The sequence below is a fragment of the Rhodococcus tukisamuensis NBRC 100609 genome (genome assembly GCF_001894985.1).
GTDB lineage: Bacteria > Actinomycetota > Actinomycetes > Mycobacteriales > Mycobacteriaceae > Rhodococcus_G > Rhodococcus_G tukisamuensis.
In genome coordinates, this window is record NZ_BCXG01000007.1 from 173,788 (window position 1) to 195,205 (window position 21,418).

Below are 21,418 nucleotides of genomic sequence, written 5' to 3' on the forward strand. Positions count from 1 at the left end.
GCGGACTAAATCACCCTGGTCGTAGGCTGGGTGGGTGAGTCCAAGCGAACCCCCTGTCACGCCCGACGGCCGTCATTCCTCCCCCGACGGCGACGCGGTGGTGCTGCGAAATCCGATCCTGGTCGCTGCGTTCGAGGGCTGGAACGACGCGGGCGACGCGGCCAGCGGCGCCGTCGAGCACCTGGAGCTGATCTGGGACGCGCGCCCTCTCGCGGAGCTCGACTCGGAGGACTACTACGACTACCAGGTGAATCGGCCCACGGTGCGGCAGGTCGACGGGGTGACCCGGGAGATCGAGTGGCCGGCCACCCGGATCTCGGTGTGCTCGCCGCCCGGCAGCGACCGGGACGTCCTGCTGCTGCGCGGCATCGAGCCGAACATGCGCTGGCGCAGCTTCTGCGACGACCTGCTCGAGATCATCGAGGACCTGGGCGTGAGCACGGTGGTGATCCTCGGCGCACTGCTGGCGGACACCCCGCACACGCGCCCGGTCCCGGTGACCGGCACCGCGTACAACTCCGAGTCGGCGGCCCGGTTCAACCTGGAACAGACGCGGTACGAGGGGCCCACCGGGATCACCGGCGTGCTCCAGGACGAGTGCGTCAAGGCCGGGGTCCCGGCGATCTCGTTCTGGGCCGCGGTACCGCACTACGTCTCGCAACCGCCGAACCCGAAGGCCACGATGGCGCTGCTGCAGCGCGTCGAGGACGTGCTCGACGTCGAGGTGCCGCTCGCGGAGTTGCCCGCCCAGTCCGAGGACTGGGAGCAGTCGATCACCGAGATGACCAAGGACGACGAGGAGATCAGCGAGTACGTCCGCTCGCTCGAGGAGCGCGGCGACGCGGAGGTGGACATCTCGGAGGTGATCTCGAAGATCGACGGTGACGCCATCGCCGCCGAGTTCGAGCGGTACCTGCGGCGGCGTGGGCCCGGGAGTTTCGGCGGTCTGTGAGATCTCGACTTCAACGCGGCGCGCTCTACGCCGGCGGGTTCCTCGGGCCGTTCGGTGGTGGCGTCGTCATCAGCATGCTGCCCGAGATGGGCGCAGACCTCGGTGTCAGCGCCGCCACCGCGGCGTCCACGGTGACCGCGTACCTGCTGCCGTTCGCGGCCCTGATGCTGATCTCGGGCACCTACGGGGCCCGGTGGGGCCGGTTGCGCACCGTCCGGGTCGCCTACGGCGGCTATGTACTCGCCTCGCTGCTGTGCGCGCTGGCGCCGACCTTCGAGGTGTTCCTCGCCGGGCGGGTGCTGCAGGGCGCCGGCAACGCCTTCACCACGCCGCTGCTGCTCGCCGCGCTGGCCGCGGTCACCCCGCGCGCCAAACTGGGCCGGGCCCTGGGCACCTTCGGTGCGTTGCAGGCCGCGGGCATGACCACCGCACCGATCGTCGGCGGGCTGGCCGCGGAGTTCGAGTGGCGACTGGCCTTCGTCGTCATCGCGGCGGTCGCGCTGGCGCTGGGTGCGGCGGGCCTGCCCGCCAGCAGCGAGCACGCGACCACCGGCCCGCCGCCCCGGCTCCGGGACGCACTCAGGCCGACCGTGCTGCGGATCGGCGTGGTGTCGCTGCTCGGCTGGGGCGCCCTCGGTGGCGTCAACTTCCTGATCGCGTTCCGGGCCGAGGACGCATTCGGCCTCGAACCCGCGTCACGCGGGCTGCTGCTCACCGGATTCGGCATCGTCGGCATGCTGGTCGCGCGGCCGGTGGGCGACCTGATCGACCGGTACGGGGCGCGCACCGCGGTGCTGGTCGGCTCGATCGGCGGTGCCGCTACGGTCATCGCCTCGGGACTGGTCGGCTCGCTCGCCGTCGTCGCGGTGGCCTGGGCTCTGGCGGGCGCGGCCTCGCAGCTCGTCCTCGTCGGGGTGAACGCTTCGATCCTCGCCGGCACCGGCGCCAACCGGGGTGGCGCGGTGTCGGTTGTGCAGGCCTTCAGGTTCGGCGGCGGTGCGCTGGCCCCGCTGCTGCTGACGCCGCTGTACTCGGTCAGCCCGGCCGCGGCGTTCCTGGTGCCGACGACGGCGCTCGCGGTGCTGGCGCCGCTGCTGATGCCGCGAAACGGACACACCGCCGCACCGGAACGGAATTGACCGGCGGGTCCGGTGGGCAAAGGCGCGCGCACTCGGCCGTCATCCACTAGCGTCTGACCCAGATCGGGGATCCATCATTGAACTGGTGACCAGGTGCTGGGCACCTCGGAACGCGACCGAACGGATGATGATTTCATGACGGATAATCGCAAGCGACGTCGAAATCGCAAGGTAAATGCCACCCGTGCGCTCGCCGCTGCGGGCGCAGCACTTCTAGGGATCACGCTCGGCGGCGGGACCGCGTCCGCGGGAGTCGACAACGCGAACAGCATCTTCGACGACCACGGCAACCGGCTCGAAGTCAGCCAGGGCGACACCTCGATCCAGATCGTCCCACCGCTCGACAGTTCGCCGCTCAGCCGGGAGTTCTTCCACAACGGCTACGCGCAGGCCCGCATCGAGGGTCCCGGCGCGGCGGACGCCAAGGGCAGCAAGCTGACCTTCGGCTACCAGGTCGGCTACCCGGTCGCCCTGACCGGCGCCTCCATCCAGCTCAACACCCCGGGCCTCGGGTTCGAACTGGAGCACAAGGACGTCATCGCCCTCGGCGACGTCACCGACGACTTCGCTCTGGGAATTGGGTTCGAGAACCGCGGGCAACTTCTCGGCGACATCATCCCGCAGCAGAACTTCATCTTCGACCTCCAGCCGGGCGGCATCACCGACGTCCCGGTGGTCAAGGACAAGATGTTCGACGGACCGGGGGCAAAGATCCGCATCGGCGGGGTGCAGGGCAGCGTCTCCGGAGCGATCGGGCAGACCACGATCCGCCCCTACGCGCGACTCGAGACCGCCGACGGCAACATCGTGATGACCTACGGTATGCCGGTCCCGCTGTAGCCACCCGAAGGTGTCCGACCGCGTCCCGGGACCGTCACGGTCCCGGGACGCGCTGCGTTTCCGGGCCGTCGACCCGCTCCGGGACACGCGCTCCCTGCCGGTTGACCACGCGAGTGTCCCGCTCCCCTAGGCTGTTCCCGGTGAGCGATTCCGGTACCGCCGACCTGGCAACCCGTGACACGTTCGTCCGCGACGACCGGCTGCGGTTGTTCTCCTTCGCGACCGCGGAGAAGCGGGCGGACTACCTGTGGGTGTTGCGCGCGTTCGACCATGCCCGGGCGAACTACGTGGTGCTCCTGCACGGCGCCGAGGTTGCCGACCGGCTGGCCACGATCGCGGCAGACGACCCCGCCGGCCGGCTGACGGCCGCGGAGATCGGCCCCCTGCTCGAACAGTTGCACCAGTGGGGCGTGCTCGAACGAAGCTACGACGGCTCCCGCGCCGCGACCCTCGCCGAGTACCGCAACCGGCACTTCGTCTACCAGTTCAGCCAGCTCGGCTACCAGACCTTCCGCGCGGTCGAGGACGTGCTCGGCGCCCGCGGCGACGACGCCTCGCTCTCCCGCCTGGCCCTGCCCGACCTGCTGGCCGACATGAACGAACTGGCGGAGGCCAACCGCGCGGCGGACGGCGACCTGATCTACCGCAAGCTCAACCGCCTGGACTCGACGCTCTCGGAGATGGCCGCCCGCGCCGCGCAGTTCTACCTGACGCTGGGCGACCTGGTGCGCACCACCGAGATCACCCCGGAATCGTTCCTGACGCACAAGGACGCGCTGCTGACCCACATGCGGGAGTTCAGCTCCGACCTGGCCCGGTACGCGCCGAAGATCGCGCGCGCCATCGCCGAGGTCGAGGCAACCGGCATCGAACGGCTGCTCGCCCGGGCCGCCGCGAGCGACGAGCGGATGTTCCTGCCGGTCGAGGAGCGGGAGGCGGACTGGGCCGCGCGCTGGCGCGGCCTGACCCAGTGGTTCGTCGCCGCCGAGGCCGGCCTCAGCGAGTCCGAGCGGCTGCGTGAGGGCACCATGAGCGCCATCGCGGCCGTACTCGCGCTGCTGCGCCGGGTGACCGAGACCCGCCGCGGCGGGGTGAGCCGAGAGAGCCAGCTGCGCCACCTCGCCGGCTGGTTCGCCGCGACCCCCACCGAGGACGCGGCGCACGCGCTGTACCGGTCCGTCTTCGACCTCGGCCAGCCGCGGCACCTGTCGATGCTCCATCCCGACGCCGACGTCATCCCGCAGTCGCGGTCCTGGTGGGACGCACCGCCGGTGGAGATCTCCCGCACCCTCGCCGAGACCGGGCGCACGCCTTCCACCGGCCTGCCGGGGCGGGTGCAGCGAAACGACGCCGGCATCCGCCGTCTCCGCGAGCGCCAACTCGACCAGCAGCGGGCCCGCAGCGTCGCCGCCGCGTCCCTCGCCGCGGGCGGCGTCTACGAGCGGACCCTCGACGAACAGGAGACGCAGGTGCTGCTCAGCCTGCTCAACGCCGCGCTCACCGCGCGGGTGCCGGTCAGCGGCCGGGTGGCCAGCTCCACCGGCTCGGACAGCGGGGTGCGGCTGACGCTGACCCCGCACACCGAGTCGACGACCGTCCGGACCGCGCGCGGCAGCCTGCACCTGGACGGGCTGCGGGTGAGCGTGCAGTGAGGGCGCACGAGATCTCACCGCTGGCCCTGGACTCCTACCAGCGTGCGGCCCGGGTGATCCTGGCCAACCACCTCGTCACCGCCACCTACCCGGACCGGGTTGCGCTGCCGCTGCTGCGCCGCTGGGCCACCGAACTGCGCGACGACCTGCTCGAGCTGTTCGGGTACCGGCTCGAGGTCACCGAGACGACGGCCCGGCTGTTCACCGTCGCGGACCGGCTCGACGCCACCTCCCCCGCCCGCACCGGCACCGACCGCGACTTCGACCGGCACCGGTATGCCTACCTGGCGCTGTGCCTCGCGGCCCTGGGACGTGCGGGCAACCAGATCACCCTCTCCGAGCTCGCCGACCACGTCGCCGCCGACGCCGCCCAGGTGGACGGCGTCGACCTGTCCACCGAGCGGGCCGCGGACCGGGACGCCTTCGTCGACGCCGTCGGGTGGCTCACGGCCCGCGGCGCGATCGCCCTCGCCGACGGCGACGCCACCGGGTGGGCCGCGAATCCCGCTGCGGGAGAAGCGCTCTACGACATCGACCGCTCCGTGGTGGTGGCGCTGTTCCGGCCGCACCGGGCACTGCAGCACCTGGTGTCCGTCGAGGGGTTGGTGGCCGGCGGTGCCGACGCGCCGCCGAACGCCGAACACGCCACGGACGTCCGGGAGACCGCCCGCCGGGTGCGCCGCGCACTGGTGGAGCGGCCCGTGGTGTACGCCGCCGAGCTCGACGACGACGAGGCCCTCCAGCTGGCCCTGCCCCGCACCGCCGCGGACGTGGAGAAGCTGACCGGCCTGGTCGCCGAGCGCCGCGCCGAGGGCATCACCCTGATCGACTCGTCCGGCCGGCTCTCGGACCTGAGGTTCCCCAGCACCGGCACCGTCGCGCAGGTGGCCCTGCTGCTGGCCGGGGAGATCGCGGACCGGGTGCTCGATCCGGATGCCCCCGAGCCGGTGCGGCTGCCGCTGCCCGAGTCCCGGCACTCGGACCTGGTGGCGCAGTTGGACTCCGCCATCCCGGACGCCGGCATCTTCCGCGGGCTCGCGGACGAACCGGAGGAGCCGGAGACCGACGCCGTGGCGGCCGAGACCGAGTACCGGGAGCCGCCGCGGTACCCGCTGATCGAGGACAGCTGGATCGACGCGGCGGTGGCCGAGCTGATCCGACGGTTCGGGCGCACCTTCGCCGCGCAGTGGCAGGCGGACCCGGACGGGCTGCGGCGCCGTGCGGTCGAGCTGCTGGACAAGCAGATGTTGGTGCGGCGCACCGACGGCGGGGTGCTGGCGCTGCCCGCACTGGCGCGGTACCGCGGCGTGGTGGTCACCGTCCGTGAGCGCGCCGCACAGCCCGACCTGTTCGACGTGCACCCCGCATCCCCAGAGCTCGGCTCGCCGCAGTCCGGTTCCCCGCAGTTCCGTTCCACCGACCCCATCCCTTCCACCGACTCCAGCCCCGCAGAGAAGTAGAGGCAGATTCGCATGGCACGCGCGCGCTTTCGTCCCACCCGGGCCGGGATCATCAACCTGTGGGACTACCGCGACCAGGAGTTCTCCTTCGCCGACGGGCGGCTGGTGCTGCGCGGGCCCAACGGCTCGGGCAAGACCAAGGCGCTCGAGGTGCTGTTCCCGTTCGTCCTCGACGGCCGCATCGAGCCCCGCCGCCTGAACCCGTTCGCCGGCGAGGAACGGACCATGAAGTCCAACCTGCTCTACCGCGGACAGGACAGCGCACACTCGTACGTCTGGATGGAGTTCGCCCGCGGGCCGCAGGACGACCCGGAGGCCGTCACGGTGGGCATCGGGATGCGCGCCACCCGGCAGAACGACAAGGTCACCCGGTGGCACTTCGTCGCCGAAGGCCGAGTGGGAGTGGACTTCTCGCTGCTCGGCAGCGACGACCGCCCGCTCACCAAGCGCCAGCTCGCCGACCAGCTCGGCACCGACGCGCTCACCGACCGTCCCACCGACTACCGGGCCGCGATCGACGCCCGGCTCTTCGGCCTCGGCGCCGAGCGGTACGACCAGCTGATCAACCTGATCCTCACCCTGCGCCGCCCGCAGCTGGCGAAGAACCTCGACCCGAAGGGCCTGTCCCAGGCACTGACCGACGGTCTCCGGCCGCTCGACGAGCACCTGGTGCTCGAGGCGGCCCGGTCCTTCAGCGACATGGAGGAGGTCGGGCGCGCGCTCGAGGGTCTCGCGGCGGCCGACCAGGCGGCACAGGACTTCGTGACGGTGTACCGCAAGTACCTGCGCCAGCAGGCCCGCGCCGACGTCGAACAGGTCTCCCGGCGGCTCGAGTCCGTCGAGCAGGGCATCGGCACGCTGTTCGACGCCGCCGCCCTGCAGGCCCGGCGCCAGGAGGAGCGGCTCGCGGCGGAGGAACGGTTGACCGCCGCCGAACGCGACCTTGAGCAGAGCCGGTCCGACCTCGAGACGCTGCAGCGTTCCGGCGCGTACGAGGGCAAGCAGCAACTCGACGACCTGGCCGCGGTGGTCGCGCAGCTCAAGCTCTCCACCGAGCAGCAGTCGGACAAGGCCCGCAAGGCGCAGGCCAGCCTCGAGCAGCGGGCCGGCGAGTCGGACCGCTCCGCCGCCGCCGTCTCCGCCGCCACCGCGGCCCTGGCCCGGGCCGAGGACGAACTGCAGTCCGCCGCCGAGGACGCCGGCATCGTCTGGACGCCGCTGCCCGACGCCGCGCGCACCGACCAGCTCACCGCCGCCGTGCGTGGGCACGCCGAGGAGCGCGACGGCGACGTCCGGGTGGTCCGGGAGGCGCTGGCCACCGTCGACAAGGCGAGCACCGAACGCACCCGCGCGGACCGCGCCGCGGACCGCGGCCGGGAGCTGCTGGACGCCGCCCGTGCCGCGGTCGTGGAGGCCGAGGCCGGCGCCCAGCTGGCCCGGTCCGAGTGCGCGAAGGCGCTGCGCACGTGGTGGACCCGCAACTCCGCGACCTATGCGTCGATCGGGGTGTCGAGCGAGATGTTCGTGGCCCTGCACGACGCGGTCGCGGACGTCGGCGACGACGAGTCCCCCAGCCTGGCCACGCTGCTGGCCGAGCACACCGAGGAGGGCCTCGACGCCGTCCGGTTCCGGCGTCAGCAGGCCGGCGCGGACGCCGCGCAGGCGGCGGCCACGGTGGCCGCGCTGACCGCCGACCGTGACCGGATCGCCGCCGAGAGCGACGACGCACCACCGGCTTTCGCGGCCCGCACCGGCTCGCGCGAGCACCTGTCCGGCGCCCCGCTGTGGCGGCTGGTGCGGTTCGCGGACGACGTGGACCCCGCGGTCGCCGCCGGCGTCGAGTCGGCGCTGCAGGCCGCGAACCTGCTCGACGGCTGGGTGTACGGCGGCGAGGAGGCGCCGGACGCGGCGTCCGAGCAGTACCTGGTGCCGTTGCCCGCCGGCCGCCGCCCCGCCGGCCCGACGCTGGCCGACGTGCTGCTGGTCGAGGCCGACGCCGGCGTCGCCGAGGGTCGGGTCGAGGCGCTGCTGGCGTCGATCTCGCTGCGCACAGCCGCCGAGGAGTCCGGCTCCGAGAATACTGTCGGCGAGGAGTCCGGCTGGACCGACGCCGCCGTCGTGGTCGGACACGACGGCCGGTTCTGGCAGGGCGTGCAGCAGGGCCGCCACACCAAGACCGACGCCGAGTACATCGGCGCGACCGCCCGGGCGCGGCGCCGCGAGCTGCGGCTGGCCGAGTTGGACGCCGCCCTCGAGGCCGCCGAGGCAGCCCGCGAGGCCGCCCTGCACACCCAACGCGGAACGGCCGAGCTGATCACGGCGGTGGCAGCGGCGGCGAAGTCGCTGCCGCGCGCCACGCCGGTGCTGGCCGCGCTCAAGGCGGTGACGGAGTCGGCGGGCGCGCTGCGGACCCGTTCCGAGGCCGCGGCGTCGTCGCAGCGGGAGCTGGACCAGGCCATCGCCGACCTCGGCGCCAAGGAGAAGGCGTTGCGGTCCACGGCGGTCGCGCACCGGACCCCGCACCTGGCCCGGGACCTCGACTCCCTGGCGGCCGCCATCGGGCACTTCGAGAAGCAGGGCGAACTGGTGCTGCGGTGCCGACGCGAGCACGCCAAGGAGGTGGAGCACCTGCGCGAGGCCGACGACCGGCACGCCGAGGCGCGCGGCATCGCCGAGGAGCATGCCGAGGAGTCCGCGATCGCGGAGGAGAGCTACGCCCAGCAGGTGCAGCGGCTGGACATGCTCCGGGACCTGCTCGGCGCGAACGCCGACCAGATCGACGCGGACCTCGAGAAGGCCCGGGCGCGGATCGAGGAGTGCAAGGTCGAGCAGCGGGCGGCGCGCAAGGCCAGCGACTCGGCGGTCGAGGAGATCGGCAAGTCCGCGGGCGCCCACCACACCGCGGTCGAGACCCTGCGCAGCGCGCTCACCGAGGCACGCGCCGACGCAGACCGGCTCGCCCCCTATGCGCGCCGTGACTTGCTCGAGCTCATCGGCGTCACCGACACCCACTCCTGGCCCGCGAGTGCGGCGGCGTGGCTCAGCGCCGACCAGCTGGTGTACCGCATCCAGAACGAGGACGGCCCCGGCTCGGGGGCGTCGGTGCTGCCGCCCGAGGTGCACGCGCTGCACTCGGCGATGGCGGACGCGACCGCGTCGGTCAAGGTCAGCGACGGCGCCCGCAAGGCCACCCGGACGGCCCTGACCTCCGCGCTGCAGGACTTCGACGCGCAACTCGCGGCGGCCGGCCAGGACTACCGGCTGCAGTGGGACGCACCTGACGGTCTGACCACGGTGCGGGTGCAGGACGAGCAGGGCTACTCCTCGATCGGCGAGTTCGCGGCCCGGATCGGCGGCGCGCGGGCCGACCAGGAGCAGCTGCTCACCGAGTCCGAGCGGCGCATCCTCGAGGACGCGCTGCTGACCGGGCTGGCGCAGCAGATCCACGAGCGGACCGTCGACGCCCGCGAGCTGATCGGCCAGATGGGCGCGGAGATGCGCGAGCGGCGCATGTCCTCCGGCAGCACCATCGGTGTGCACTGGGTGCTGGCGGACAACCTCGACGACAACTCGCGGGCCATCTCGAAGCTGCTGGACCGGGACGCGTCGGGCCTCGGCCCGGACGAACTGGCCACGATGCGTGCGCATTTCGCTGCGCAGATCCGGATCGCGCGGGCCGCGCACCCCGAGCGGTCCTACCCGGAGATCCTGTCGACGGCCCTGGACTACCGCCGCTGGCGGGTGTTCTCGTTCACCCTGATCGGCGGCGACGGCAGCGAGGACCGGCTGACGGTGGCGAGGCACGGCGCGCTCTCCGGTGGCGAGCAGTCGGTGTCGTTGCACCTGCCCCTGTTCGCGGCGGCGCACGTGATGCTCTCGTCCGCCGACCCGCACTCCCCCCGGCTGCTCGGGCTCGACGAGGCGTTCGCGGGTGTCGACGACAACGGCCGCAGCGAGTTGCTCGGGCTGAGCGTGCAGTTCGACCTGGACCTGTTCATGACCGGGTACGACCTCTGGGTGACCTACGCCGGGGTCCCGGGGTGCGCGCACTACGACCTGGCGCACTCGACGGCGGAACAGACCGTCAGCGCCGCGCTGCTGGTGTGGTCCGGCGGCGAACTGCTGGCCGAACACGACGGCACCGACCTCGCGCGGGCGCTCGGCTCGCCGCTGCGACGGCGGATGCTCGCACCGGCAGAGGGAGGACTCGAGTTCGCGCAGGCGTAGGCGGCTCCCTGCGCAGCTCACGCGTCCCCGTGGCGCGGCGCACGTGACACAGGTCACCAACTGCACCTAACGTGGCCCCATCACAACCATGTGAGCTGGGACACAGAAGGAGCAATCTTGAAGACCAAGGCAGCTGTACTCCGTGGTGTCGGCGAGGACTGGAAGGTCGAGGAGGTCGACCTCGGGGATCCCGTGGACGGCGAGGTCCAGGTTCGCCTGACCAGCTCCGGAATGTGCCACTCCGACCACCACCTGCGCACCGGGCACAGCCCGATCCCCTTCCCCGTCATCGGCGGTCACGAGGGCGCGGGCATCGTCACGAAGGTCGGCCGGGGCGTCAGCCGGCTCGCCGAGGGCGACCACGTCGTCACCGCGTTCATCCCGGCCTGCGGCGTGTGCAAGCCGTGTTCGATGGGCCTGCAGAACATCTGCGACGAGGGCGCCGGACTGCTCACCGGGCTCTCGATCGCCGACAAGTCGTACCGGGTCACCATGGACGGCGTGGGTCTCACGCAGATGTGCCTGCTCGGCACCTTCTCCCCCTACATCACGGTCAACCAGGCGTCACTGGTCAAGGTGGAGGACGACATTCCGCTGAAGTCGGCGGCGCTGCTCGGTTGCGGCGTCGCCACCGGGTGGGGATCGGCGACCGAGGCCGGCGGCACCAAGGTCGGCGACACCGTGGTGGTGGTCGGGGTCGGCGGTGTCGGCATCAACTCCGTCCAGGGCGCGCACGCCGCCGGCGCCCGGTTCGTCGTCGCGATCGACCCGGTCGAGTTCAAGCGGACCGAGGCGATCCGGTTCGGCGCCACCCACGCCTTCGCCTCCATCGAGGAGGCCGCCGCGACGATCGGCGAGATCACCTGGGGCGAGATGGCCAACGTCACGGTCATCACCGTCGGCGAGATCACCGGCGACATCATCGCGCCATCGATGAGCATCACGGCCAAGGGCGGCACCGTCGTGGTGGTCGGCATGGGCGACTACGCCGACACCAACGTGACCCTGAGCCTGTTCGAGCTGACCCTGCTGCAGAAGCGCCTGCAGGGCGCGATCTTCGGCGGCATCGGGCCGCGCACTCAGATCCCGGCCCTGCTCAACGAGTACCGCAGCGGCGCGCTGAAACTCGACGAGCTGATCACCCGGACGTACACGCTCGAGGAGATCAACCAGGGCTACGACGACATGCTGGCAGGCAGGAACCTGCGCGGCGTCATCGAGTTCACCGACGCCGACTACTGACCGCCGACCGACCAACGGAGCAGGCAGACATGAGCACACATCATTTCGACCAGCTGTACATCGGCGGGCAGTGGGTCCCCTCCCAGGGAACCGCGAGCATCGACGTCCTCAACCCCGCCACCGAGGAGGTCATCTCCGCGGTACCGGACGGCACTCCCGCCGACGTGGACGCCGCGGTTGCCGCGGCCCGGGCCGCGTTCGAGGACTGGTGGCACACCCCGGTCGACAAACGCGCCACCTACCTGCGGGCCGTCGCGCAGGGCCTGATCGACCGCGCGGACGAAGTCGCGCAGACGATCTCGGACGAGATGGGGTCCCCGCTCTCGTTCGCGGCGGCGGTGCAGGTGCCGATGCCGATCAACAGCTTCCTGCACGCCGCCGAGGTGGCCGAGTCCTTCGAGTTCGAGACCGAGCGCGGCAACTCGCTCATCGTCCGCGAACCGGTCGGGGTCGTCGGCGCGATCACGCCGTGGAACTACCCGCTGCACCAGATCGCGGGCAAGGTCGCCTACGCGCTCGCCGCCGGCAACACCGTCGTCGTCAAACCCAGCGAGGTGGCGCCGCTCGACGCCTGGCTGCTGGCGGAGATCGTCGATGCCGTCGGCCTGCCCAAGGGGGTGTTCAACCTGGTCAGTGGCACCGGACCGGTTGTCGGCGAGGCCATCGCCTCGCACCCAGACGTCGACCTCGTGTCCTTCACCGGGTCCACGCGCGCCGGCACCCGGGTCAGTGAACTGGCCGCCCGCACCGTCAAACGGGTCACCCTCGAACTCGGCGGCAAGAGCGCCAACGTGGTGCTCCCCGACGCCGACCTCGACGCGGTCGTGCCGCACGCCGTGCAGATGGCGTTCCTGAACTCCGGCCAGACCTGCTCGGCGCTGACGCGACTGATCGTCCCCCGGGACAGGCTCACCGAGGTCGAGTCCGCGGTCAAGGCCGCCGCGGAGTCGGTCGCCGTCGGCGAACCCGCCGACGCGGGAACCGTGCTCGGCCCTCTGGTCTCGAAGACGCAACTGGACCGCGTCCGCGGCTACATCGACCGCGGCGTGGCGGAGGGCGCCACCCTTCTCACCGGCGGCAGCGGACCGCTCTCCGGACTGCCGGCCGGGTACTACGTCAAGCCGACCGTGTTCTCGGATGTGACCCCGGACATGACGATTCACCGGGAGGAGATCTTCGGGCCGGTCCTCTCGATCGTCCCCTACGACACCGAGGACGAGGCCGTCGCCATTGCCAACGACACCGACTACGGACTCTCGGGCGCGGTGTGGTCGCGGGACGTCGACCGGGCCCGCGCGGTGGCCGGTCGTCTCCGGACCGGTCAGGTCGCGGTCAACGGCGGTGCGTTCAACCTGAACGCACCGTTCGGTGGCTACAAGCAGTCCGGCAACGGCCGCGAGTTCGGACCCGACGGCCTCGCCGAGTTCCTGGAGACGAAGTCCATCCAGTTCTGACGCTCGTCCCTAGCGCTCGTCCGCCATGTACTGCGCGTACCAGTCCGGCCAGTTCGGGTCGGCCTGCCCGATCTGTTCCTCGTGCCTGCCGTGCGCGGCGGCCGCGCGGCGCAGCGCCTCCGCCAGGTCGGCGGCGGAGGCGTAGGCCACCGGACCGGAGGTCACCACCCGGCCGGGTTGCCGGGTGGTGACCTCCTGCACGAACCAGGTGTTGCCGTCCGGGTCGGTGAAGGACAGCCACGAGCAGTAACTCAGGCGGTCCGGGTCCGGCCCGGGGACCCGTCCGGTGGCCCCGGCGTGGTGGTACACCCCACCGGTGTCGTGGAAGACGTCGCTGACCGGCGCACCGCGGCTCGCCAGGTCGGCCCTGGCCGCCTCGATGTCGGTCACCACGAGCTGCGGGCCGTCCGCCGAACCTGGGACCGCCGAGGTGACACCGATTCCGAAGATGACCGAGCAGGCCGAACCCGGCGGTGTCAGCTGCACCACCCGGAAATCCGGGCCGGTGGTGACGTCGGCGTCCTCACGCCACCCGAGCGACTGGTAGAAGTTCTTGGCCCGGTCCACATCGGAGACCGGCAAAACCACAATCTCGAGCTTCATGTCCACGGCAACCACTCCTGTCGTTGCTGCCGGCCGATGTCACCGCCGGCCGATCTCACTCCGATTGGCCCGAGATCCACACTCCCACCACGAAACGCCGAAAGTCCATCACCCGTAGCACCTCGAAGGAGATGGCGACCGGCCGGGCGATGGTCATCGCGACGGATGGGCATTACGCTCGAAGCATCGACGCCGAATGGCGGTGGGCCCCGTCAGGACGGGACACGCCGCGGCGGTCCGGACCGTCTCTGCACCCGACTCCTGGCGAGTGTCTCTGCCGCGCACGACATCTCGTACGGTCCTCCGACCCGCGTTGATCACGCCAGGGAGGAGATATTCGTCATGGCCAGTATCCGGTCCGTCCAGGTAGACCAGCCCGGCGCCGAACTGCACCTCACCACCCGCGAGATTCCCGACCCCGGTCCGGGTCAGGTGCGGGTCACCGTGGAGGCCTGCGGCATCTGTCACTCCGACGACGCGTTCGTCACCAACGCGCTGCCCGGCGTGACCTTCCCGGTGACCCCCGGCCACGAAATCGCGGGTCGCATCGACGCGGTCGGCGAGGCGGTCGCCCGCTGGCGCCCCGGGGATCGGGTGGCGGTCGGCTGGTTCGGCGGCGCGTGCCTGTACTGCGACCCGTGCCGTGACGGGGACTTCATGCACTGCGAGAACCTCCAGGTTCCCGGCTGGCACTACCCGGGCGGGTACGCCGACGCGGTGGTGGTGCCTGCCACCGCGATCGCCCGCATCCCCGACGAGTTCACCGCCGCCGAGGCCGGGCCCATGGCCTGCGCAGGGGTGACCACCTACAACTCGCTGCGCCGGAGCTCGGCCCGGCCCGGCGACCTGGTCGCGGTCCTCGGCCTCGGTGGCCTCGGGCACCTGGGCGTCCAGTTCGCGGCGAAGATGGGTTTCGACACGGTGGCGATCGCCCGCGGCCCGGACAAGGAACCGCTTGCCCGCCAGCTCGGCGCCCGGCACTACATCGACTCCACCACGCAGGACGTCGCCGTCGAGCTGCTCGCTCTGGGCGGGGCCAGGGTCGTCCAGGCCACCGCCGCCAACTCCGCGGCCATGGCCGCCACCATCGACGGGCTCTCCGCGGACGGCGAACTGATCGTCATCGGCGCCGTCCCGACGCCGATCCCGGTCAGCCCCTTCCAACTGATCTTCCAGTCCCGCGCGGTGCGCGGGCACCCGGCCGGCACCGCCCGCGACGTCGAACGGACCCTGGACTTCGCGGCCCTCACGGGCATCCGTCCCATGATCGAGCAGGTCCCGCTGATCGACGCGCCGGCCGCGTACCGGCACGCCCTCAGCGGCAAGGCCCGATTCCGCGTCGTCCTGACGACCGGGCTCTGACCGCTACGAGCCGCTGGCCGCCGCGACGATCGTGTCGGCCACCACGCCGGGCTGCGAGACCAGCGCGACATGCGAGGCCTGGACCTCGCTGGTGTGCGCGTGCATGCGATCGGCCATGAACCGCTGCGCCGCCGGCGGGATCACCGTGTCCCCCGCCGAGACCAGGTACCAGCTCGGGGTGTCCGACCACGACGTGGGCCCGGACGGTTCGAGGTTCGCCCACAGGGCGATCGAGCGCTGGTGGGCGAGCATGGTCGCGGCGACACTGTCGCTGACGTCGGGCGCGAACACCTGGTGGAAATATGCGTCGGCGATGTAGCCGTCGAGGTTCTTGCCGCCGATCGCGTGCGCGTCGTCCACGACCTTCACCTGCAGGGCCGGCGGCAGGAGTTGGCTCCCGGGGAACCGGATCGGGTCCAGTGCCAGCTGGACCGGCTCGCCCTGCGCCGGGCCGAAGGCCGCCACGTAGACGAGCGCCCGCACATTCGGGTTGTGGGTGTTGGTGATCACCGCGCCGCCGTAGGAGTGCCCGACGAGCACCACCGGGCCCGAGATGCCGGCGAGCGTCTTCTCGATCACGGCGGAGTCGTGACCGGGCCCGCGCAGTGGGTTGTCCGGTACGACGACGGTGTAGCCGCGGCCCCGCAGATTCGCCGCGACGCCGTCCCAACTGGTGGTGTCGGCGAACGCCCCGTGCACCAGCACGATCGTGGGCAGCGGTTTCGCGGCCGCCGGGACCGCGGTCGTCACGGCGGCCACGATCACCAGGGCCACCATGACGAAGGCCGACCTGGCGAGTTGGGTGATTCTCATGAGGTGTCCCTTTCCTGCCCGGCTCTTCGGTGATCGGCTCCTACCTACACGGTGGTGATGAATCCGCCGTCGATGGTCATGTCCGCGCCGGTGATGTTCGCGGCCCGGTCGGAGGCCAGGAACACCACCAGGTCGGCGACCTCGTCGGGGGTGGTGAACCGACCGGTCGCGGTGCCGGCGACGGCGCCGTCCGCGACCTCCTGGGCACTCGCGCCGCTCGACTTCCCGATCACGTCCGCGACGCCGCCGTCGCCGAACCACAGGTCCGTCGACACCGGTCCCGGGCTGACGGAGTTGGCGCGAACACCCTTGGGGCCCAGCTCTTTCGACAGGGCCTTGGTGAGGTTGGTGAGCGCGGCCTTGACCGCGCAGTAGTCGGGAATGCCGGGGTCGGGGTAGAACGCGTTGACCGAGCCGATCGTGACGATGGACCCGCTGCCGCGCGCGGTCATCCCCGGGATCGCGGCGCGGGTTGTCCGGACCGCGGCCATCATCCCGAGTGACCACGCGGCGTTCCAGTCCTCGTCGGTGACCGAGACGAAGCCGCCGGGCCGCGGGGTGACCGCGCCGGCGTTGTTGACCAGGATGTCGACACTGCCCAGTCGCTCGGCGGCCGCGACCAGCGCGATCGGCCCCTCGGCGGTGGACAGGTCACAGGCCACGAAGGTGACCTTCCCTTCGGACTCGAGGGCCTCCAGTTGCGGTGTACGGGTGCGTGATCCGGCGACCACGTGCGCACCGGCCGCGGCGAGGCTGCGGGTGATCGCCAGGCCGATGCCCTTGCTGGCGCCGGTCACCACCGCGGATCTTCCATCGAGGTGCAGGTCCATCGGACACCCTCCCGGGTGGATGCGAACTCCATCCGGCCACCGCGGCTGCGGTGGCCATCACCGCGAACTCGAGGACCTGCGCCGACCGTCTTGGCGAAGTCGGGCGCGGTCCACCTGCGACAATAGCCCCGCACCGGCGTGCACGTCGGACGAACTTCCCCATCTGCGGCGACCCCGGTCGGCATCGATCCCTGTCGGACCGCCGTCTCCCGTGCCACCATGACGACATGTCCTACATGGTCAAGGCCGGGCATCGAGCTCCGGCCCAGGGTGCGCCGATCACCCCCGACCCCACCCTGCCGCGGGTCTGCGTGATCGGCGCCGGGTCGAGCGGGATCACCGCGGCCAAGGCGCTCTACGGCGCGCGCGTCCCGTTCGAGTGCTACGAGCAGGGCCCGGTCGTCGGCGGCAACTGGGTCTACGACAACCCCAACGGCAGTTCCGCCTGCTACGACACCCTCGAGATCAACACGTCCTGCCCGCGGATGGCCTACTCCGACTTCGCGATGCCGCAGGACTACCCGGCTTACGCCATGCACCACCAGGTCGCCGCCTACTTCCGGGACTACGTCGAGCACTTCGGCTTCGGCGACCGCCTGACCTTCTCGACCACCGTCGACCGGGTCGACCGGGGGGCCGACGGCCGCTGGTCGGTCACCGTCACCGGGCCCGACGGAACGCGCACCGAGGAGTTCGACGCGGTCGTCGTCGCGACCGGCCACCACTGGGATGCGCGGTGGCCCGAGCCGGCCTACCCGGGCACGTTCGACGGGCAGCAGATCCACTCGCACGACTACCGCAATGCCGACCAGCTCAAGGGGCGGGACGTCGTGGTGGTGGGCGCGGGCAACTCGGCGATGGACATCGCGGTGGCGGCCGCCGAGTGCGCCCGGTCGGCGTCGATCTCCCAGCGTCGCGGCGAGTGGGTGCTCCGCAAGTTCCTGCTCGGGCGACCGTCGGACCAGATCGCGCTGCCGGCGTGGCTGCCCTGGTGGGTGACCAGCGCCCGGCTGGCCTTCGGCGCCGCCCTCTCCGGCAACGTGGCCAAGCTCGGCCTGCCGCAGCCGACGCACCGTCCCGGCCAGTCGCATCCGGTGCAGTCCGAGGGCATCCGGGACGCCCTGCGCTCCGGACGGCTGACCCCTCGGCCCGGCATCGAGCGGCTCGACGGCGACCGTGTCGTCTTCGTGGACGGGAGCAGCGCGCCGGCCGACCTGATCGTGTGGGCGACCGGGTACCGCGTGTCCTTCCCCTTCCTCGACCCGGACCTGCTGAGCGTCGAGGACAACGACCTGCCGCTGTGGAAGCGGACCGTCCACCCCGACCTGCCCGGCCTGTACTTCGTGGGGCTGTTGCAGCCGGTGGGTGCGGTGATGCCGCTCGCCGAGGCACAGGGCGCCTGGATCGCCGAGACGGTGCGCGGCGACTACGTCGCCCCGGACGACACCGAGGTGCGGGCGCAGATGACCCGGGAGGACCAGCTCTACAAGAAGCGGTTCTACAAGTCCGCCCGTCACACCATGGAGGTCGACTTCGACCACTACCTGTGGGAGCTGGGCCGTGAGCGCCGGCGGGGTGCCCGCCGCGCCAGTGCGGCGGTCGCCGAGTCCGTCAGGCCGGGGTAGGACCCTCGCCGAAGGCAAGTCGGCAGTGCCACACGAACTCACGCAGCGCCGGGGTGCCCGTCCGACCCCAGACCAGCGCCAGCACCGCGGGGATCCCGACGTCGTCGATCACCCGGGCGACGAGCCCGCCGTACCCGCCCGCCATCGACTCGCTGAGGATCGCCACGCCGAGGCCACGGGTCGCGAGGTCCGCCACTGCGTCCGGCGCACTGGCCTGCAACGCGATCTCCGGCCGGGCCCCAACCGCCGCGCAGGCCTGGTCGAAGACCGTGCGGATCCCCGTGCCCTTCGGCATGCACACGATGGGGTGCCGCGCCAGGTCCTCGATCCGCACCCGTCGCAGCCCTGTCAGCGGGTGGCCGGGCGGCGCCGCCACCACGAGTCGCTCGCTGACGATCTGCAGCGCGTCCAGTCCCGGCGGCGGGGCCGATGCGGACCCGACCAGGGCCAGGTCCACCGCGCCGGACCGCACCTTGTCCGCCAACCGATCCGACCCGTCCTCGACGAGGGTGATCTCGACCCCGGGATGAGCGGTGTGGAAGGCCGCCAGCGCGTCGAACAGCCCCGTGACGGTGCACGCGGTGACCATGCCGACCACCAGCCGACCCCGGATCAGGGTGGTCACCTCGTCGACGGCCTGCCGGACCGCCTCCGCCGACGTGAGCGCGGCGCGGGCGTGTGCGATCGCCGCCTTGCCCGCGGCGGTCAGGGTGGCGGTGCGGCTCGAACGGTCGATCAACTGTGCGCCGAGGTCGCGTTCGAGCTGGCGGATCTGCGCGCTGATCCCGGACTGGCTGACGTGCATGCGTTCGGCGGCCCGGGTGAAGTTGCATTCCTCGGCCACCGCGACGAGATACTCCAGCTGACGCAATTCCATGACTGCAGATTCTAGTTCCCAGAAGAACTATCTGTTGGACACATGACAGTCGGCGGGGAAGGCTGGACCCTGTCGGCAGAACCGTCCATTCGAGCAAAGGAATTGCCATGTCGCCCAATGAGAAAGCGCTCGTCCCGGAAGACCTCACCCGCCTGTTCGTCGAACGCAGCAATGCCGGCGACGCGGCCGGGGTCGCGGCGCTCTACGAGGAGGATGCCGTGATGGCGTACCCACCCGGCGGCCAGACCGTGGGCCGCGCCGCCATCCAGGCACTCTGGGAGTCGGTGCTGGCGCACGCGCCGCGTTTCGAGCAGGAGCCGCCGCTGCCGACGCTGATCAGCGGCAATATCGCACTGACGTCGACTCCCCCGAGGGACGGTGCGGGCGCCCGGGCCCAGGTCGCCCGCAGGCAGGCGGACGGAAGCTGGTTGCGGGTGCTCGATCAGCCGGAGTTCGTGACACCGACCGACGGCTCGTAGACGGACTGCTGGTCAGCAGGCCGCGTCGACAATGCTCGTCATACATGCACGTTGAAGCCGAGGTCGACGTCGCAGGCGGCTTGTCCTCCCCGGATCCCCCAATTCTCGGGCTCGATCTCCCTCAGGGTGATCGTGATGTGGTCTCGGGGGATGTCGAGCGCCGCGAGGCGGTCGACGATTTCGGCATAGAGGTTCCGCTTGGCCTGCCCTGATCGACCGGCGAAACAATCGATCGAGACGATGGTGCAGAACTCGGGTTCCGCCAGATGCGGCGGGCAGGCGAACCTGTGGGGCTCATGTGCGATGAGTCGCACATGCTTGTCCTGCGGTGGGATGAGGAAAGCAGCCACCAGCGCGCCATGAACCGCGTCGATGATGGCAATTTCATCCGCTTCTGAATAACGTCGGCGAACCTCGATCAGGGCGGTAGGCATGGTGTCTACCTTGTCAGATCGCTGAAGGTCTTGGTCGCGATCACGAGTTCGTCGCGACGCCGGCTCGCCCAGGAGTTGGCCGGCGATCTCCGTGGTTTCCACGGACCAGCTGCCAGGATATTCGCGAACACCGAAGCTCGAGAACTGGTTTGCGATGTCATCGGCGTGGGATGAATCGACGGGCGAATCCCGAGCCGGTATCGCTGATCGGGAGATTCACCGCACTTCAGACGGTATGGTGCTGCACCAATGCCGGTCCACGGGGAGGCTCGGTGCTGAGTTGACGACCGACCGTGAGCACATTCGGTGTTACGCGGCATGTTTCGAGTTCAGGGGGAGGACATCCGTATGAGGAGTTCGAAGGTCGGGCGCGGCAGGGTTCTCGCGGCTGCGGTGGTCGTGGCAGCCGCCTCGCTGCTGGCGATCCCTGTGACAGCTTCGGCTGCCGGTGACACCGCCGCCACATCGAACGCCAGTGGCTCTTATCTGGTGAGCACCACCAAGAACTCCGACCGCAAGGTCACCATCTCGGTGTACTCGCCGTCGATGGATCGGAAGATCCCCCTCGAAGTCATCCTTCCCTCGGACACCAGCGTGCCGCGACCGACGCTGTATCTCCTCAACGGCGCAGGCGGCGGCGAGGACTCGGCCACCTGGCAGCGCAAAACCGACGTCATGAACTTCTTCAAGGACAAGAACGTCAACGTCGTCACCCCACTCGAGGGTGCCTTCAGCTACTACACCGACTGGGTCAAGGACGATCCGAAACTCGGCCGCCAGAAGTGGCAGACGTTCCTGAACGAGGAGCTTCCGCCCGTCATCGACGCCACGTTCAACACCGACAAAGTGCAGTCCATTGCCGCGATCTCCATGACCGCAACCTCGGCGCTCAATCTCGCGATCGCGAAGCCCGGCTTCTACAAGAGTGTCGGCGCGTACAGCGGCTGCGCAGAGACCAGCACCTTCGCCGGTCAAGAGGCGATCCGTGTGGTCACCGGAACACGCGGCGGCGGCGACATCACCAACATGTGGGGTCCCCTCGACGGGCCGGGCTGGGTGGAGAACGATCCCGTCGTCAACGCCGAGAAGCTCCGCGGGACCGACCTCTACATCGCCGCCGGCTCCGGACTCCCCGGCCCGCACGAGACGCTGGACGCGCCCGGCATCAACGGCCAGGTAGGGGCGCTCGCCAACCAGGTCATCGTCGGCGGCGTCATCGAGGCCGCCGCGAACTACTGCACCCACAACCTCGCCAACCGTCTTGCACAGTTGAACATTCCGGCGACGTTCGATTTCAAGCCCGCCGGCACCCACTCGTGGGGCTACTGGCAGGACGACCTGCACAACTCCTGGCCGATGATTGCCCGGTCGTTGGGAATCTAGGCGGCCGTCAGGAGCGACATTGTCTGTGGACGGAGCTGGCGATTGT

The 21,418-nt window shown here is 71.0% G+C and carries 17 protein-coding genes; 12 read left to right on the top strand and 5 right to left on the bottom strand.

Annotated elements, in window-relative coordinates; genetic code table 11:
- The first annotated feature begins 34 nt into the window (after window positions 1-34).
- The 8 genes from RT2_RS10600 to RT2_RS10635 all read left to right on the top strand — a co-directional run bounded on the left by RT2_RS10600 (window position 35) and on the right by RT2_RS10635 (window position 12,966).
- Complete coding sequence (locus tag RT2_RS10600) at window positions 35-952, top strand: PAC2 family protein (RefSeq protein ID WP_072844741.1); 918 nt, start codon at window positions 35-37, stop codon at window positions 950-952.
- Window positions 949-2,091 carry an MFS transporter gene (locus RT2_RS10605; RefSeq protein ID WP_072844742.1) on the top strand — a complete coding sequence of 381 codons (1,143 nt, stop codon included), beginning with the start codon at window positions 949-951 and terminating at the stop codon, window positions 2,089-2,091. Before RT2_RS10600 ends, RT2_RS10605 begins: the two co-directional genes overlap by 4 nt.
- A 135-nt stretch (window positions 2,092-2,226) precedes the next feature.
- The gene (locus tag RT2_RS10610; RefSeq protein WP_072844825.1) at window positions 2,227-2,931 is read left to right on the top strand and encodes an MspA family porin; all 705 of its coding nucleotides are present in this window, start codon (window positions 2,227-2,229) and stop codon (window positions 2,929-2,931) included.
- A 200-nt stretch (window positions 2,932-3,131) separates the two neighbouring features.
- Window positions 3,132-4,583 (top strand): TIGR02677 family protein, encoded by a 1,452-nt coding sequence (locus tag RT2_RS10615; protein WP_092776032.1) that lies wholly within the window; start codon window positions 3,132-3,134, stop codon window positions 4,581-4,583.
- Window positions 4,580-6,043 (top strand): TIGR02678 family protein, encoded by a 1,464-nt coding sequence (locus RT2_RS10620; RefSeq protein WP_083577302.1) that lies wholly within the window; start codon window positions 4,580-4,582, stop codon window positions 6,041-6,043. Before RT2_RS10615 ends, RT2_RS10620 begins: the two co-directional genes overlap by 4 nt.
- 12 nt (window positions 6,044-6,055) lie before the next feature.
- On the top strand, window positions 6,056-10,270 hold the full coding sequence (locus RT2_RS10625) for a TIGR02680 family protein (protein ID WP_072844744.1): 4,215 nt from the start codon (window positions 6,056-6,058) through the stop codon (window positions 10,268-10,270).
- A 117-nt stretch (window positions 10,271-10,387) separates the two neighbouring features.
- Window positions 10,388-11,512, top strand: a complete 1,125-nt coding sequence (locus RT2_RS10630) for an NDMA-dependent alcohol dehydrogenase (RefSeq protein ID WP_072844745.1) — start codon at window positions 10,388-10,390, stop codon at window positions 11,510-11,512.
- Window positions 11,513-11,541: 29 nt separating this feature from the next.
- Entirely contained in the window at window positions 11,542-12,966 is a 1,425-nt protein-coding gene (locus RT2_RS10635; protein ID WP_072844746.1) for an aldehyde dehydrogenase family protein, read from the top strand.
- A 9-nt stretch (window positions 12,967-12,975) separates the two neighbouring features.
- Here RT2_RS10635 and RT2_RS10640 read toward each other — a convergent pair whose 3' ends face one another.
- Window positions 12,976-13,569: a VOC family protein gene (locus RT2_RS10640; RefSeq protein ID WP_217635592.1), complete on the bottom strand. Its 594-nt coding sequence runs from the start codon at window positions 13,567-13,569 to the stop codon at window positions 12,976-12,978.
- Between the two features lie 342 nt (window positions 13,570-13,911).
- Between RT2_RS10640 and RT2_RS10645 the strand changes: the two genes are divergently transcribed.
- Complete coding sequence (locus RT2_RS10645; RefSeq protein ID WP_072844747.1) at window positions 13,912-14,931, top strand: alcohol dehydrogenase catalytic domain-containing protein; 1,020 nt, start codon at window positions 13,912-13,914, stop codon at window positions 14,929-14,931.
- A gap of 3 nt (window positions 14,932-14,934) precedes the next feature.
- Here RT2_RS10645 and RT2_RS10650 read toward each other — a convergent pair whose 3' ends face one another.
- Window positions 14,935-15,744, bottom strand: a complete 810-nt coding sequence (locus RT2_RS10650) for an alpha/beta fold hydrolase (protein WP_072844748.1) — start codon at window positions 15,742-15,744, stop codon at window positions 14,935-14,937.
- Between the two features lie 44 nt (window positions 15,745-15,788).
- Window positions 15,789-16,574, bottom strand: coding sequence for an oxidoreductase (locus RT2_RS10655; RefSeq protein ID WP_072844749.1), 786 nt, complete (start codon window positions 16,572-16,574; stop codon window positions 15,789-15,791).
- A 227-nt stretch (window positions 16,575-16,801) separates the two neighbouring features.
- Here RT2_RS10655 and RT2_RS10660 point away from each other — a divergent pair, with 227 nt between their 5' ends.
- Complete coding sequence (locus RT2_RS10660) at window positions 16,802-18,199, top strand: flavin-containing monooxygenase (protein WP_072844750.1); 1,398 nt, start codon at window positions 16,802-16,804, stop codon at window positions 18,197-18,199.
- Here the strand turns inward: RT2_RS10660 and RT2_RS10665 are convergent.
- Window positions 18,186-19,076, bottom strand: coding sequence for a LysR family transcriptional regulator (locus RT2_RS10665; protein ID WP_072844751.1), 891 nt, complete (start codon window positions 19,074-19,076; stop codon window positions 18,186-18,188). The genes RT2_RS10660 and RT2_RS10665 overlap by 14 nt on opposite strands.
- Window positions 19,077-19,183: 107 nt before the next feature.
- Between RT2_RS10665 and RT2_RS10670 the strand changes: the two genes are divergently transcribed.
- A complete protein-coding gene (locus tag RT2_RS10670; RefSeq protein ID WP_072844752.1) occupies window positions 19,184-19,555 on the top strand; it encodes a YybH family protein in 372 nt (123 codons plus the stop codon).
- 38 nt (window positions 19,556-19,593) lie between these two features.
- Here RT2_RS10670 and RT2_RS10675 read toward each other — a convergent pair whose 3' ends face one another.
- A complete protein-coding gene (locus tag RT2_RS10675; protein WP_072844827.1) occupies window positions 19,594-19,989 on the bottom strand; it encodes a tautomerase family protein in 396 nt (131 codons plus the stop codon).
- A 348-nt stretch (window positions 19,990-20,337) separates the two neighbouring features.
- Between RT2_RS10675 and RT2_RS10680 the strand changes: the two genes are divergently transcribed.
- The gene (locus RT2_RS10680; protein ID WP_072844753.1) at window positions 20,338-21,372 is read left to right on the top strand and encodes an alpha/beta hydrolase; all 1,035 of its coding nucleotides are present in this window, start codon (window positions 20,338-20,340) and stop codon (window positions 21,370-21,372) included.
- Window positions 21,373-21,418: the final 46 nt, after the last annotated feature.